At 55.4% G+C, this 14,418-nt stretch carries 15 protein-coding genes; all 15 read left to right on the top strand.

Annotation, left to right across the window (positions count from 1 at the left end; all coding sequences use genetic code 11):
• Positions 1-416: 416 nt before the first annotated feature.
• The 15 genes from mnmG (at position 417) to JQ845_RS17025 (ending at position 14,415) form a co-directional block, all read left to right on the top strand.
• Complete coding sequence (mnmG, locus tag JQ845_RS17095) at positions 417-2,309, top strand: tRNA uridine-5-carboxymethylaminomethyl(34) synthesis enzyme MnmG (RefSeq protein WP_003437986.1); 1,893 nt, start codon at positions 417-419, stop codon at positions 2,307-2,309.
• Positions 2,306-2,950: a 16S rRNA (guanine(527)-N(7))-methyltransferase RsmG gene (gene rsmG, locus JQ845_RS17090; RefSeq protein WP_003437989.1), complete on the top strand. Its 645-nt coding sequence runs from the start codon at positions 2,306-2,308 to the stop codon at positions 2,948-2,950. The genes mnmG and rsmG overlap by 4 nt, the downstream gene beginning before the upstream one ends.
• 18 nt (positions 2,951-2,968) lie before the next feature.
• Entirely contained in the window at positions 2,969-3,760 is a 792-nt protein-coding gene (locus tag JQ845_RS17085) for a ParA family protein (protein ID WP_003437990.1), read from the top strand.
• A 9-nt stretch (positions 3,761-3,769) separates the two neighbouring features.
• The gene (locus JQ845_RS17080; protein WP_003437992.1) at positions 3,770-4,642 is read left to right on the top strand and encodes a ParB/RepB/Spo0J family partition protein; all 873 of its coding nucleotides are present in this window, start codon (positions 3,770-3,772) and stop codon (positions 4,640-4,642) included.
• 148 nt (positions 4,643-4,790) lie between these two features.
• A complete protein-coding gene (locus JQ845_RS17075) occupies positions 4,791-5,198 on the top strand; it encodes a F0F1 ATP synthase subunit I (RefSeq protein ID WP_003437994.1) in 408 nt (135 codons plus the stop codon).
• A 16-nt stretch (positions 5,199-5,214) separates the two neighbouring features.
• A complete protein-coding gene (gene atpB, locus JQ845_RS17070; RefSeq protein ID WP_161719247.1) occupies positions 5,215-6,084 on the top strand; it encodes a F0F1 ATP synthase subunit A in 870 nt (289 codons plus the stop codon).
• Between the two features lie 119 nt (positions 6,085-6,203).
• Positions 6,204-6,461, top strand: coding sequence for a F0F1 ATP synthase subunit C (gene atpE / locus JQ845_RS17065; protein ID WP_002555987.1), 258 nt, complete (start codon positions 6,204-6,206; stop codon positions 6,459-6,461).
• Positions 6,462-6,518: 57 nt separating this feature from the next.
• Entirely contained in the window at positions 6,519-6,989 is a 471-nt protein-coding gene (locus tag JQ845_RS17060) for a F0F1 ATP synthase subunit B (protein ID WP_003437998.1), read from the top strand.
• A 12-nt stretch (positions 6,990-7,001) separates the two neighbouring features.
• On the top strand, positions 7,002-7,538 hold the full coding sequence (locus tag JQ845_RS17055; protein ID WP_003437999.1) for a F0F1 ATP synthase subunit delta: 537 nt from the start codon (positions 7,002-7,004) through the stop codon (positions 7,536-7,538).
• Positions 7,539-7,559: 21 nt separating this feature from the next.
• A complete protein-coding gene (gene atpA / locus JQ845_RS17050) occupies positions 7,560-9,104 on the top strand; it encodes a F0F1 ATP synthase subunit alpha (protein ID WP_003438001.1) in 1,545 nt (514 codons plus the stop codon).
• 50 nt (positions 9,105-9,154) lie between these two features.
• Positions 9,155-10,015 carry a F0F1 ATP synthase subunit gamma gene (atpG, locus tag JQ845_RS17045; protein WP_003438003.1) on the top strand — a complete coding sequence of 287 codons (861 nt, stop codon included), beginning with the start codon at positions 9,155-9,157 and terminating at the stop codon, positions 10,013-10,015.
• Between the two features lie 27 nt (positions 10,016-10,042).
• Entirely contained in the window at positions 10,043-11,422 is a 1,380-nt protein-coding gene (gene atpD, locus JQ845_RS17040) for a F0F1 ATP synthase subunit beta (protein WP_003438005.1), read from the top strand.
• A gap of 56 nt (positions 11,423-11,478) precedes the next feature.
• Positions 11,479-11,898 carry a F0F1 ATP synthase subunit epsilon gene (locus tag JQ845_RS17035; RefSeq protein ID WP_003438007.1) on the top strand — a complete coding sequence of 140 codons (420 nt, stop codon included), beginning with the start codon at positions 11,479-11,481 and terminating at the stop codon, positions 11,896-11,898.
• Between the two features lie 114 nt (positions 11,899-12,012).
• Positions 12,013-13,380 (top strand): bifunctional UDP-N-acetylglucosamine diphosphorylase/glucosamine-1-phosphate N-acetyltransferase GlmU, encoded by a 1,368-nt coding sequence (gene glmU, locus JQ845_RS17030; protein ID WP_003438009.1) that lies wholly within the window; start codon positions 12,013-12,015, stop codon positions 13,378-13,380.
• Positions 13,381-13,647: 267 nt separating this feature from the next.
• On the top strand, positions 13,648-14,415 hold the full coding sequence (locus JQ845_RS17025; RefSeq protein WP_003438010.1) for a DeoR/GlpR family DNA-binding transcription regulator: 768 nt from the start codon (positions 13,648-13,650) through the stop codon (positions 14,413-14,415).
• Positions 14,416-14,418 lie beyond the last annotated feature (3 nt).

Genomic DNA, 14,418 nt, shown 5'->3' with positions numbered 1-14,418 from the left:
TGCCTGTTTATTGGCTGGATTGCACAATAAACATGAAATAAGCCCTGTGCATAACCGCCCCTCAGCTCGGTGGGTAAGTAGGCCTGAAAACTGAAGATAACCACCCCTGTGGATAAGCGAGGTCTTTATCCACAAGCTTAAAGCACTTATCCAAACCCCTCATTGGCACCTAACCACAGATTTTTGAATCTCTGTACAGTACGCGTTTAAAGGCCTTCAGCAATCTATCCACAGATAGGTCGCTCAGTAGTAATAAACATAAAAACAAAGCTTTATAAATTTCTTCTCTATTTATTTATCTATCTGGCCTTATCCACAGCTGGTTAAATTTTGTGCAAAGGGTTCTTTAAGAAGGGCGAAGTCCCTATACTTTGCGGTCTATCCAAAAACCCCTAGAAACAGGCACGAGGTGCGTGGTGAATTTCCCTTCCCGTTTTGCAGTGATCGTCATCGGCGGCGGTCACGCCGGAACCGAGGCTGCACTTGCTTCAGCACGTATGGGCGTAAAAACCCTGCTGTTGACCCACAACGTGGAAACCCTCGGGCAAATGAGCTGCAATCCTGCGATTGGCGGGATTGGTAAAAGCCATCTGGTTAAAGAAATCGATGCCCTCGGTGGCGCGATGGCGATTGCCACCGATAAAGGCGGTATCCAGTTCCGTGTACTCAATGGCCGCAAAGGCCCGGCAGTGCGTGCAACCCGTGCACAGGCCGACCGCATTCTGTACAAGGCGGCAGTACGGGAAATTCTGGAAAACCAGCCCAACCTGTGGATATTTCAACAAGCGGCTGATGACCTGATCGTTGAACAGGATCAGGTCCGTGGCGTAGTAACCCAGATGGGTCTGCGTTTCATGGCCGATGCCGTGGTTTTGACCACAGGCACTTTCCTCGGTGGACTTATCCACATCGGAATGCAGAATTATTCAGGCGGCCGGGCCGGTGATCCACCTTCGATCGCCCTGGCACAGCGCCTGCGTGAACTGCCATTACGGGTCGGTCGCCTGAAAACCGGTACACCACCGCGTATTGATGGTCGTTCAGTGGATTTTTCGGTCATGACCGAACAGCCTGGCGATACCCCGATTCCAGTGATGTCGTTCATGGGCAACAAGCAACAGCATCCGGCGCAAGTCAGTTGCTGGATTACCCATACCAACGCCCGCACCCACGAAATCATTGCTGCCAACCTTGATCGTTCACCGATGTATTCGGGTGTTATCGAGGGCATTGGTCCGCGCTATTGCCCGTCCATCGAAGACAAGATTCATCGCTTTGCCGACAAGGAAAGCCATCAGGTCTTTATCGAACCTGAAGGTTTGACGACCCACGAGCTGTACCCGAACGGGATTTCCACTTCCTTGCCGTTCGATGTGCAGATCCAGATTGTGCAGTCGATCCGCGGTATGGAAAACGCCCACATCGTGCGTCCAGGTTATGCCATCGAATACGACTATTTCGATCCCCGTGACCTGAAATACAGCCTCGAAACCAAGGTGATCGGCGGTTTGTTCTTTGCCGGACAAATCAACGGCACCACCGGTTACGAAGAAGCCGGAGCACAAGGTTTGCTCGCCGGCGCCAACGCGGCATTGCTTGCACAGGGCAAAGACAGCTGGTGCCCTCGTCGCGACGAGGCCTACATCGGGGTCCTGGTGGACGATCTGATCACCTTGGGAACTCAAGAACCGTACCGGATGTTCACCTCCCGGGCCGAGTACCGCCTGATCCTGCGTGAAGACAACGCCGATATGCGTCTGACCGAGAAAGGACGCGAGCTTGGCCTGGTCGACGACGCCCGCTGGGCTGCGTTTTGCACCAAGCGCGAAAGCATCGCGCAGGAAGAACAGCGCTTGAAGAGCACCTGGGTTCGCCCGGGCACTGAACAGGGTGAAGCGATTGCAGCCCGGTTCGGTACGCCTTTGACCCACGAATACAATTTGCTGAATCTGCTGACCCGTCCCGAAATTGATTACGTCGGTCTGATCGAAGTGACAGGGCAGGGTGCAACCGATCCGCTGGTGGCCGAGCAGGTTGAAATCAAGACCAAATATGCCGGTTACATCGATCGTCAACAGGATGAGATTGCTCGTCTGCGGGCCAGTGAAAATACCAAACTGCCTGTGGATATCGATTACACGACCATCTCCGGACTGTCGAAAGAGATCCAGAGCAAGCTGGGTGCTACGCGTCCCGAGACGCTGGGCCAGGCTTCGCGCATTCCCGGTGTGACACCGGCTGCGATCTCCCTGTTGATGATTCACCTGAAAAAACGCGGCGCTGGCCGCAAGTTGGAGCAAAACGCTTGAGTTCGCTGGTTACCGCACAACATGCTGAAGAGTTATCCACAGGTGCACGCCAGCTGGGCGTCGATCTGACCGAGGCCCAGCACCAGCAGTTGCTGGGTTATCTCGCCCTGTTGATCAAATGGAACAAGGCCTACAACCTTACGGCTGTGCGTAACCCCGACGAAATGGTGTCGCGCCATTTGCTCGACAGTCTGAGCGTGATGCCTTTCATCGAAAACGGCCGCTGGCTGGATGTCGGTAGTGGCGGCGGCATGCCGGGGATTCCCTTGGCCATCCTGTTTCCCGGGTCGCAAGTGACCTGCCTGGACAGTAACGGCAAGAAAACCCGCTTCCTGACCCAGGTCAAACTCGAGCTCAAGCTGGATAACCTGCAAGTTATCCACAGTCGCGTCGAGGAGTATCAGCCTGCGCAACCGTTCACTGGAATTGTGTCCAGAGCTTTCAGCAGTATGGAAAACTTCAGCAACTGGACGCGTCACCTTGGTGACAGCGAAACGCGCTGGTTGGCAATGAAGGGCGTTCATCCGGCCGATGAGCTGGTAGCATTGCCGTCTGATTTTCGTCTCGATGGCGAACACGCCTTGACCGTTCCGGGTTGCCAAGGCCAACGCCATCTGCTGATACTGCGCCGCACGGCATGATTGGGAACGCAAGCAAGAATGGCTAAGGTATTCGCAATAGCGAACCAAAAGGGTGGTGTGGGTAAAACCACCACCTGTATCAACCTCGCAGCATCGTTGGTCGCGACCAAGCGCCGCGTACTGCTGATCGACCTCGATCCACAGGGCAACGCCACCATGGGTAGCGGTGTGGATAAGCATGGTCTCGAGAATTCAGTCTATGACCTGTTGATCGGTGAGTGTGATCTGGCCGAGGCCATGCACTACTCCGAACACGGTGGTTACCAGTTACTGCCAGCTAACCGCGATCTGACCGCGGCTGAAGTCGTACTGCTCGAAATGCAGATGAAGGAAAGCCGTCTGCGTACTGCACTGGCCCCGGTCCGTGAGAGCTACGACTACATCCTGATCGATTGCCCGCCGTCACTGTCGATGCTGACCCTGAACGCTCTGGTCGCTGCCGACGGGGTGATTATCCCCATGCAGTGCGAGTACTTCGCGCTCGAAGGCTTGAGCGACCTTGTGGATAACATCAAGCGTATCGCTGAGCTGCTGAACCCGAACCTGAAAATCGAAGGCTTGCTGCGGACTATGTACGATCCGCGTCTGAGCCTGATGAACGATGTCTCGGCCCAGCTCAAGGAACACTTTGGCGAGCAGCTCTACGACACCGTGATTCCGCGCAATATCCGTCTGGCTGAAGCGCCAAGCTATGGCATGCCTGCCCTGGCCTATGACAAAAATTCCCGTGGCGCGATTGCTTACCTTGCCCTGGCGGGCGAGCTGGTTCGTCGTCAACGTCGTACCTCCCGCACTGCTCAGCCAACTTAAGGAAATCCCATGGCCGTCAAGAAACGAGGTCTCGGACGCGGACTGGATGCTCTTCTGAGTGGTCCTACGGTCAGCTCGCTGGAAGAACAAGCGGTCAAGGTTGATCAAAGCGAACTGCAGCATTTGCCCCTGGACTTGATCCAGCGCGGTAAATACCAGCCTCGTCGCGACATGGACCCCCAGGCACTTGAAGAGCTTGCGAGTTCGATCAAGTCTCAGGGCGTGATGCAGCCGATCGTGGTGCGTCCGATCGCTGGCGGGCGTTTTGAGATCATTGCCGGTGAGCGCCGCTGGCGTGCAAGTCAGCAAGCGGGCAAGGACACCATCCCGGCGATGGTCAAAGACGTACCGGATGAAACTGCCATTGCAATGGCGCTGATCGAAAACATCCAGCGTGAAGACCTCAATCCGATTGAAGAAGCCGTGGCCTTGCAGCGTTTGCAGCAAGAGTTCCAGCTGACTCAGCAACAGGTGGCCGATGCTGTGGGTAAGTCCCGAGTGTCTGTGGCTAACTTGTTACGGTTGATTTCACTGCCGGAAGTGATCAAAACCATGCTGTCCCATGGTGACCTGGAAATGGGTCATGCCCGGGCACTCCTGGGTTTGCCTGAAAATCAGCAGGTTGAAGGGGCGCGACACGTTGTCGCACGTGGTTTGACCGTGCGTCAGACCGAAGCCCTGGTTCGCCAGTGGTTGAGTGGCAAGCAAGAGCCTGCCGAACCGGTCAAAACCGATCCGGATATCACCCGGCTCGAGCAGCGTCTGGCCGAGCGCCTAGGCTCTGCGGTGCAGATTCGCCACGGTAAGAAGGGAAAGGGTCAGTTAGTCATTGGTTACAACTCTCTGGATGAGCTTCAAGGAGTGCTTGCTCACATCCGCTGAAACATTTCCTCATGTAGCGCGCAGTCGGAAATCACTACCTGACAGTTGAATAGGGGCTTAAGCGCCCCTATACTCTGCGCGCATTTTGTCGGCACAAATTATGCCAAGTTTTTTTCTTTTGGCAGCCGACCTTTGAGGAGCAGTTGTGATGGAAACCCGCACGCCAAACCGCTTGCCGTTCCATCGCTTGGCGGTATTTCCAGTTTTACTGGCTCAATTTGTCGTTTTATTGCTGGCTGCTCTGGGGCTCTGGCAATGGCATGGAGTCGTAGCCGGATATTCAGGACTCTGCGGAGGCCTGATAGCTTTGCTACCCAATGTGTATTTTGCTCACAGGGCTTTCCGGTTTTCCGGCGCCCGAGCAGCGCAAGCCATCGTCCGGTCGTTTTACGCTGGCGAGGCAGGCAAATTAATTTTGACGGCAGTGCTGTTCGCGCTGACGTTTGCAGGTGTGAAGCCATTGGCGCCGCTAGCTGTATTCGGCGTCTTCGTGCTGACCCAACTGGTCAGTTGGTTCGCTCCCCTGCTAATGAGAACAACACTTTCGAGACCTTAGGGCGTTTGAGGCAACCATGGCAGAAACAACCGCTTCGGGCTATATCCAGCACCACTTACAGAACCTGACCTTCGGGCAGCTACCTGATGGTGGCTGGGGCTTTGCTCACACCGTTGCAGAAGCTAAATCAATGGGCTTTTGGGCGTTCCATGTCGATACTCTCGGCTGGTCGCTGTTTGTCGGTCTGATTTTCATCCTCGTATTCCGCATGGCGGCCAAGAAGGCAACTTCCGGTCAACCAGGCGCACTGCAAAACTTCGTAGAGGTTTTGATTGAATTCGTTGATGGCAGTGTGAAAGACAGCTTCCATGGTCGCAGTGCCGTCATTGCACCACTGGCGCTGACCATTTTCGTCTGGGTATTCCTGATGAATGCCATCGACCTGGTACCGGTTGACTGGATTCCTCAGTTGGCGATGCTGATCACTGGCGACCCGCACATCCCTTTCCGTGCCGTACCGACGACAGATCCAAACGCGACCATGGGCATGGCCCTGTCGGTGTTTGCACTGATCATCTTCTACAGCATCAAAGTCAAAGGCATCGGCGGTTTCATCGGTGAACTGACCCTGCACCCGTTTGGCAGCAAGAATATCTTTATTCAGGCGCTGCTGATTCCGGTGAACTTCCTGCTCGAATTCGTGACGCTGATTGCCAAGCCAATCTCGCTGGCTCTGCGTCTGTTCGGCAATATGTATGCTGGCGAACTGGTATTTATCCTGATCGCCGTAATGTTCGGCAGCGGCCTGCTTTGGCTTAGCGGTCTGGGCGTGGTGCTGCAATGGGCGTGGGCTGTATTCCACATCCTGATCATCACCTTGCAAGCGTTCATCTTCATGATGTTGACCATCGTCTACTTGTCGATGGCACACGAAGATAACCACTAAGACCCGTCTCGGCGAGTCTGGCGCCCCCTGCTCCGGCATGGGGGTGTCGCAAAATGATTTTGTTTTACCGCTTTAATCTAAAAAACCTAAACCATACGACGTAAAAGTCGGGAGGAAAGATGGAAACTGTAGTTGGTCTAACCGCTATCGCTGTTGCACTGTTGATCGGCCTGGGCGCACTGGGTACCGCAATTGGTTTCGGCCTGTTGGGCGGCAAGTTCCTGGAAGGCGCAGCGCGTCAGCCAGAAATGGTTCCAATGCTGCAAGTTAAAATGTTCATCGTTGCCGGTCTGCTCGACGCCGTAACCATGATCGGTGTTGGTATTGCACTGTTCTTCACCTTCGCGAACCCCTTCGTTGGTCAACTCGCTGGCTAATCACTCGAATTTTCGAGTTGATTAGAGTGATGGACAACGAACGAGCGAGGTGTTGGCGTGAACATTAATGCAACCCTGATTGGCCAGTCCGTTGCGTTCTTCATTTTTGTACTGTTTTGCATGAAGTTCGTGTGGCCTCCGGTCATCGCGGCATTGCAAGAACGTCAGAAGAAGATTGCGGCTGGACTGGACGCTGCTAACCGAGCAGCTCGCGACCTGGAGTTGGCCCAAGATAAAGCGGGTCAACAACTGCGCGAAGCTAAGGCTCAAGCAGCTGAAATCATTGAGCAAGCCAAGAAACGCGGTACTCAGATCGTAGACGAAGCCCGTGAACAGGCTCGCGTTGAAGCTGACCGTGTGAAGGCTCAGGCTCAGGCCGAGATCGAACAGGAAATCAACAGTGTCAAAGACGCGCTGCGCACCCAATTGGGTAGCCTGGCCGTTGAAGGCGCTGAAAAGATCCTGGGTGCCACAATCGATCAAAACGCGCACGCGGAGCTGGTTAATAAACTGGCTGCTGAAATTTAAGCGAGGGCGATCATGGCAGAATTGACCACGTTGGCCCGACCTTACGCTAAGGCAGCCTTCGAGCACGCCCAGGCCCACCAGCAACTGGCCTCTTGGTCAGCCATGCTCGGCCTGGCTGCAGCAGTGTCGCAAGACGACACTATGCAGCGCGTGCTCAAGGCCCCGCGACTGACGAGCGCAGAAAAGGCCGCCACGTTTATTGACGTGTGCGGCGACAAGTTCGATGTAAAAATGCAGAACTTCATCAACGTCGTTGCCGAAAACGACCGTCTCCCGCTATTGCCGGAGATCGCCGCTCTGTTTGACCTGTACAAGGCTGAACAAGAGAAGTCGGTAGACGTAGAAGTGACCAGTGCTTTTACATTGGACCAAGAACAGCAAGACAAACTCGCCAAGGTTCTCAGTGCACGACTCAACCGGGAAGTGCGCCTGCAAGTTGCGGAGGATGCCAGCCTTATAGGTGGTGTCATCATCCGCGCCGGCGACCTGGTTATCGATGGCTCGGTTCGCGGAAAACTCGCAAGCCTTGCCGAAGCATTGAAATCTTGAGTTTGAAGGGGCAGCAGAGCAATGCAGCAACTCAATCCTTCCGAAATAAGTGAAATTATCAAGGGCCGCATCGAAAAACTCGATGTGACCTCCCAAGCCCGTAACGAAGGCACCATCGTCAGCGTATCTGACGGTATTGTGCGGATTCACGGTCTGGCCGACGTAATGTACGGCGAGATGATCGAGTTTCCGGGCAGCGTCTTCGGCATGGCCCTCAACCTGGAGCAAGACTCTGTAGGTGCTGTTGTATTGGGCGCATACACGACTCTGGCTGAAGGCATGAGCGCCAAGTGCACTGGCCGCATCCTGGAAGTTCCGGTTGGTAAGGAACTGCTGGGTCGCGTTGTCGACGCACTGGGTAACCCAGTTGATGGCAAAGGTCCGCTGAACAACACCGAGACTGATGCAGTCGAGAAAGTTGCTCCAGGCGTGATCTGGCGTAAGTCGGTAGACCAGCCTGTACAGACTGGCTACAAGGCTGTCGATGCCATGATCCCTGTCGGCCGTGGCCAGCGTGAGCTGATCATCGGTGACCGTCAGATCGGTAAAACCGCTCTGGCGATCGACGCGATCATCAACCAGAAGAACAGCGGCATTTTCTGTGTATACGTAGCGATCGGTCAGAAGCAATCGACCATCGCCAACGTGGTTCGCAAGCTGGAAGAAAACGGCGCGTTGGCTAACACCATCGTCGTTGCTGCCAGTGCTTCCGAATCCGCAGCGCTGCAGTTCCTGGCACCGTACTCCGGTTGCACCATGGGCGAATACTTCCGCGACCGCGGTGAAGACGCACTGATCGTTTATGACGATCTGTCCAAGCAAGCAGTGGCTTACCGCCAGATTTCCCTGCTGCTGCGCCGTCCACCAGGCCGTGAAGCTTACCCGGGCGACGTGTTCTATCTCCACTCCCGTCTTCTGGAGCGCGCATCCCGCGTATCCGAAGAGTACGTAGAGAAGTTCACCAACGGCGCAGTGACCGGCAAAACCGGTTCCCTGACCGCACTGCCGATCATCGAAACTCAAGCTGGCGACGTTTCCGCGTTCGTTCCGACCAACGTGATTTCCATCACTGACGGTCAGATCTTCCTGGAATCGGCCATGTTCAACTCCGGGATCCGTCCTGCAGTGAACGCCGGTGTTTCGGTATCCCGTGTGGGTGGTGCCGCTCAGACCAAGATCATCAAGAAGCTGTCCGGTGGTATCCGTACCGCTCTGGCTCAGTACCGTGAACTGGCGGCATTCGCCCAGTTCGCATCTGACCTGGACGAAGCGACCCGTAAGCAACTTGAGCATGGTCAGCGCGTTACCGAGCTGATGAAGCAGAAGCAATACGCACCAATGTCGATCGCTGACATGGCGCTGTCGCTGTATGCCGCTGAGCGTGGGTTCCTGACTGACGTCGAAATCACCAAGATCGGTAGCTTTGAACAAGCGCTGATTGCTTACTTCAACCGCGATCACGCCGAGCTTATGGCGAAGATCAACGTTAAAGGTGACTTCAATGACGAAATCGATTCTGGCATCAAAGCCGGCATCGAGAAGTTCAAGGCCACCCAAACCTGGTAAGCCGCAGCGGGAGCCGCAAGGCTCCCGCTTGCTAACCTGATAGGTGTTACATGGCAGGCGCAAAAGAGATTCGCAGTAAGATTGCGAGCATCAAAAGCACGCAAAAGATTACCAGCGCCATGGAAAAAGTGGCGGTCAGCAAAATGCGCAAGGCACAAATGCGCATGGCTGCTAGCCGTCCTTATGCGGAGCGCATCCGCCAGGTTATTGGGCATTTGGCCAACGCCAACCCGGAATACCGCCACCCTTTCATGATCGACCGCGAAGTTAAGCGTGTGGGTTATGTGGTTGTGAGCAGTGACCGTGGCTTGTGCGGTGGTTTGAATACCAACCTGTTCAAGGCTTTGGTCAAGGACATGGCGGTAAACCGTGAAAACGGCGTCGAGATTGATCTGTGCGTGGTCGGCAGCAAAGGTGCGGCTTTTTTCCGTAACTTCGGCGGTAACGTCGTCGCTGCAATCAGCCATCTGGGTGAAGAACCGTCGATCAATGATTTGATCGGCAGCGTTAAGGTGATGCTGGATGCTTACCTGGAAGGCCGTATTGATCGCCTGTCCGTGGTGTCCAACAAGTTTATCAACACCATGACGCAACAGCCTACTGTGGAGCAATTGATTCCACTGGTGGCGACCCCGGATCAAGAACTCAAGCACCACTGGGACTATCTCTACGAACCGGACGCCAAAGAGCTGCTAGACGGCTTGATGGTTCGTTACGTGGAGTCGCAGGTGTACCAGGCGGTGGTCGAGAACAGTGCAGCTGAACAAGCTGCGCGGATGATCGCGATGAAGAACGCCACTGATAACGCCGGTGATTTGATCAGCGATTTGCAGCTGATCTACAACAAGGCGCGTCAGGCTGCGATCACCCAAGAGATCTCGGAAATCGTCGGCGGCGCTGCCGCGGTTTAACGGTTCAAATATTCAGAGGATCCAGCTATGAGTAGCGGACGTATCGTTCAAATCATCGGCGCCGTGATCGACGTGGAATTTCCACGCGAAAACGTACCGAGCATCTACAACGCGCTGAAAGTACAAAGCGCGGCCGGAACCACTCTGGAAGTTCAGCAGCAGCTGGGCGACGGCGTGGTTCGTACCATTGCGATGGGTTCCACCGAGGGCTTGAAGCGCGGTCTGGAAGTCACCGACACTGGCGCAGCCATCTCCGTACCGGTCGGTAAAGCGACTCTGGGCCGGATCATGGACGTTCTGGGCAACCCGATCGACGAAGCTGGTCCGATTGATACCGAAGAGCGCTGGGGCATTCACCGTCCTGCACCGTCCTTCGCTGATCAAGCGGGCGGCAACGACCTTCTGGAAACCGGCATCAAGGTTATCGACCTGATCTGCCCGTTTGCAAAAGGCGGTAAGGTTGGTCTGTTCGGTGGTGCCGGTGTAGGCAAAACCGTAAACATGATGGAACTGATCCGTAACATCGCCATGGAACACAGCGGTTACTCTGTGTTTGCTGGTGTGGGCGAGCGTACCCGTGAGGGTAACGACTTCTACCACGAGATGAAGGACTCCAACGTTCTGGACAAAGTGGCACTGGTTTACGGTCAGATGAACGAGCCGCCGGGTAACCGTCTGCGCGTAGCACTGACCGGCCTGACCATGGCCGAGAAGTTCCGTGACGAAGGTAACGACGTACTGTTGTTCGTTGACAACATCTACCGTTACACCCTGGCCGGTACTGAAGTATCCGCACTGCTGGGCCGTATGCCTTCCGCAGTAGGTTACCAGCCGACCCTGGCTGAAGAGATGGGTACTCTGCAAGAGCGCATCACTTCGACCAAGAACGGTTCGATCACTTCGATCCAAGCGGTATACGTACCTGCGGATGACTTGACTGACCCGTCGCCGGCGACCACCTTCGCCCACTTGGACGCCACTGTCGTACTGTCCCGTGACATCGCATCCCTGGGTATCTACCCGGCGGTGGATCCACTGGATTCGACTTCGCGCCAGCTGGACCCGATGGTAATCGGCCAGGAACACTACGACACCGCTCGCGGCGTTCAGTACGTGTTGCAGCGTTACAAAGAACTGAAGGACATCATTGCGATCCTGGGTATGGACGAGCTGTCGGAAGTCGACAAGCAGTTGGTATCCCGCGCTCGTAAGATCCAGCGTTTCTTGTCTCAGCCGTTCTTCGTGGCAGAAGTCTTCACTGGCGCTTCGGGTAAATACGTTTCCCTGAAAGACACCATTGCTGGCTTCAAAGGCATCCTCAACGGTGACTACGACCACCTGCCAGAACAAGCGTTCTACATGGTCGGCGGCATCGAAGAAGCGATCGAGAAAGCCAAGAAACTGTAATTCCGGCGCCCGGTAACGGGCGCTAATCAGGTTGAGGCAATCAGATGGCTAATATGATGACAGTCCATTGCGATATCGTCAGTGCGGAAGGAGAAATCTTTTCCGGTCAGGTCGAGATGGTGATTGCGCACGGCAGCCTGGGTGATCTTGGTATCGCTCTGGGTCACGCTCCGCTGATCACTGAACTCAAGCCAGGTCCGATCCGCCTGATCAAAATGGGTGGAGAAGCCGAGGTGTTTTACATCTCTGGTGGTTACCTCGAGGTTCAGCCGAACATGGTCAAGGTTCTTGCCGACACCGTGCAACGTGCTGCCGACCTGGATGAAGCCTCCGCTCAGGCCGCCGTCAAGGCAGCCGAGAAGGCACTGAACGAGAAAGGCGCAGATTTCGATTACGGATCTGCTGCTGCACGTCTGGCCGAGGCCGCAGCTCAGCTGCGCACCGTCCAGCAAATCCGCAAAAAGTTCGGCGGCTAAGCCTCCTGCTTCATTGTGTGATTGATTAAAAAGGGTAGCCTCGGCTACCCTTTTTCTTTTTCCGCGAATTACTTCTGGTCGCAGCCGCTGACCACCCAGGATTGGTAGCCAGTCATGTCTCTCGATATCGTTATTCTCGCTGCAGGTCAGGGCACCCGCATGCGTTCGGCCCTGCCCAAGGTTCTGCATCCCGTCGCCGGAAACTCCATGCTCGGGCATGTTATCCACAGCGCCCGGCAACTCAAACCGAGAGGCATCCACGTGGTCATCGGGCACGGGGCCGAATTGGTCCGTGAACGCCTGGCGGCCGATGATCTGAACTTTGTATTGCAAGACAAGCAGCTGGGCACAGGGCATGCCGTCGCCCAGGCGCTGCCATTTCTGACCGCGCAGAACGTACTGATTCTGTACGGCGATGTACCCCTGATCGAGGTGCCGACCCTGGAGCGCCTGCTGAAACAGGTAGGCCCGGAGCAGCTGGGTTTGTTGACCGTTAACCTGGCGGACCCGACCGGCTATGGCCGCATCGTGCGTGACGCCGAAGGCAAGGTCTGCGCCATTGTCGAGCACAAGGACGCCACCGAGGCTGAACGTGCGATCACTGAAGGCAATACTGGCATTCTGGCATTGCCCACTGGACGTCTGGCTGACTGGATGAGCCGGCTGTCGAATAACAATGCACAGGGCGAGTACTACCTGACCGATGTGATCGCGATGGCCGTTGCTGATGGTCTGGTGGTGGCCACTGAGCATGCCCACGACCCGATGGAAGTGCAGGGCGCCAACGACCGTAAACAACTCGCGGAGTTGGAGCGTCATTACCAGCTACGTGAAGCCCGTCGCCTGATGGCCCTGGGTGTGACCCTGCGTGATCCGGCGCGCTTCGATGTGCGCGGTGAAGTCACAGTCGGGCGCGATGTCATGATTGATATCAACGTGATTCTCGAAGGCCGTGTGGTCATCGAAGATGACGTGGTGATTGGTCCCAACTGTGTGATCAAAGACAGCACCCTGCGTAAAGGGGTGGTGGTCAAGGCCAACAGCCATATCGACGGTGCCGTGATGGGCGAGGGCAGCGATGCCGGTCCTTTTGCCCGTTTGCGTCCGGGTAGCGTGCTTGATGCCCGCGCCCATGTGGGTAACTTTGTAGAGTTGAAAAACGCCCACCTCGGCGAAGATGCCAAGTGCGGTCACCTGACTTACCTGGGCGATGCCGAAGTTGGGGCGCGTACCAACATCGGCGCGGGCACCATCACCTGCAATTACGATGGCGCCAACAAATGGAAGACCGTGTTGGGAGCCGACGTATTTATTGGTTCGAACAACTCGTTGGTGGCACCTGTGGATATCTCCAGCGGAGCCACCACGGCAGCCGGATCGACCATTAATCAGGACGTAGCCGTCGAACAGCTGGCCGTTGGTCGGGCACGGCAACGCAATATCGATGGCTGGAAGCGCCCGGTAAAGCTGCCAAAGCCTTGATTTGAAGTTATCCACAAGCGAAAACAGTGTTTTTGTGGGTAAAACAGGTTGTCGTATAACTGTTTAAAATCAGCAAGTTAGCAAAAGCCTTATCCACTGCCTGTGGATAAGGCTTTGTTTTATCCGCGTCTATATCAGCCAATCGCCCCGCCCTGCGCCAGCTCAGCGAGTTATTCACTGCTTAAAAGCTACAAAAAATTGTTGACGCTGATTACGGGATCGGGTCTCATTGCTTTTGTTATCTTTCGAAACGAAACTTAGGCTCTCATGTCGAAACGCAATACGCCTCAACGCCGCCACAACATCCTGGCTTTGCTTGCGCAGCAAGGTGAAGTCAGTGTGGATGAGCTGGCCAAGCGCTTCGAAACTTCCGAAGTGACGATCCGCAAGGATTTGGCCGCACTCGAAAGTAACGGTCTGCTGCTGCGTCGTTACGGTGGTGCCATCACCATGCCGCAAGAGTTGGTGAGTGATCCCGCCCAGCCCGTTTCTCTTTATAAGCAAGCCATTGCCCGTGCGGCGGTTGGCCTGATTCGGGAACATGCGCGCATCATCATCGACAGCGGCACCACCACCGCTTCGATGATTCCACAATTGGGCCAGCAACCTGGTCTTGTGGTAATGACCAATTCGTTGCATGTCGCCAGGGCCCTGAGCGAACTCGAACATGAACCCGTGCTGTTGATGACCGGCGGTACCTGGGACCCTCATTCCGAGTCCTTCCAGGGCCAGGTGGCTGAGCAGGTGCTGCGTTCATACGATTTCGATCAATTATTTATCGGCGCTGATGGCATCGATCTGTTGCGTGGCACCACAACTTTTAACGAATTGTTGGGCCTGAGCCGAGTCATGGCCGAGGTCGCGCGTGAAGTGATTGTGATGGTCGAGTCCGACAAAATTGGTCGCAAGATACCCAACCTGGAACTGCCCTGGAGCAGCGTCCATACCCTTATTACAGATGATCGCTTGTCCATGGAGGCACGCGAACAGATTCAGGCCCGGGGCATAACACTGTTATGCGCCGCCCTAAGCTAGGAG

Origin of the sequence: Pseudomonas paraversuta, from assembly GCF_904063065.1 — a bacterium.
In the GTDB taxonomy this organism is placed as follows: Bacteria; Pseudomonadota; Gammaproteobacteria; order Pseudomonadales; family Pseudomonadaceae; genus Aquipseudomonas; species Aquipseudomonas paraversuta.
Note: the sequence above shows the minus strand (reverse complement) of the source record. Positions and strands in the feature narration are given on the sequence as shown.

Bases quoted from the DNA above. Each gene is read 5' to 3' on its own strand.
- glmU (WP_003438009.1), top strand. From the start codon at position 12,013: ATGTCTCTCGATATCGTTATTCTCGCTGCAGGTCAGGGCACCCGCATG.
- JQ845_RS17085 (WP_003437990.1), top strand. From the start codon at position 2,969: ATGGCTAAGGTATTCGCAATAGCGAACCAAAAGGGTGGTGTGGGTAAA.
- JQ845_RS17025 (WP_003438010.1), top strand. From the start codon at position 13,648: ATGTCGAAACGCAATACGCCTCAACGCCGCCACAACATCCTGGCTTTG.
- atpE (WP_002555987.1), top strand. From the start codon at position 6,204: ATGGAAACTGTAGTTGGTCTAACCGCTATCGCTGTTGCACTGTTGATC.
- atpD (WP_003438005.1), top strand. From the start codon at position 10,043: ATGAGTAGCGGACGTATCGTTCAAATCATCGGCGCCGTGATCGACGTG.
- atpA (WP_003438001.1), top strand. From the start codon at position 7,560: ATGCAGCAACTCAATCCTTCCGAAATAAGTGAAATTATCAAGGGCCGC.
- JQ845_RS17055 (WP_003437999.1), top strand. From the start codon at position 7,002: ATGGCAGAATTGACCACGTTGGCCCGACCTTACGCTAAGGCAGCCTTC.
- JQ845_RS17080 (WP_003437992.1), top strand. From the start codon at position 3,770: ATGGCCGTCAAGAAACGAGGTCTCGGACGCGGACTGGATGCTCTTCTG.
- atpB (WP_161719247.1), top strand. From the start codon at position 5,215: ATGGCAGAAACAACCGCTTCGGGCTATATCCAGCACCACTTACAGAAC.
- atpG (WP_003438003.1), top strand. From the start codon at position 9,155: ATGGCAGGCGCAAAAGAGATTCGCAGTAAGATTGCGAGCATCAAAAGC.
- JQ845_RS17075 (WP_003437994.1), top strand. From the start codon at position 4,791: ATGGAAACCCGCACGCCAAACCGCTTGCCGTTCCATCGCTTGGCGGTA.
- JQ845_RS17035 (WP_003438007.1), top strand. From the start codon at position 11,479: ATGACAGTCCATTGCGATATCGTCAGTGCGGAAGGAGAAATCTTTTCC.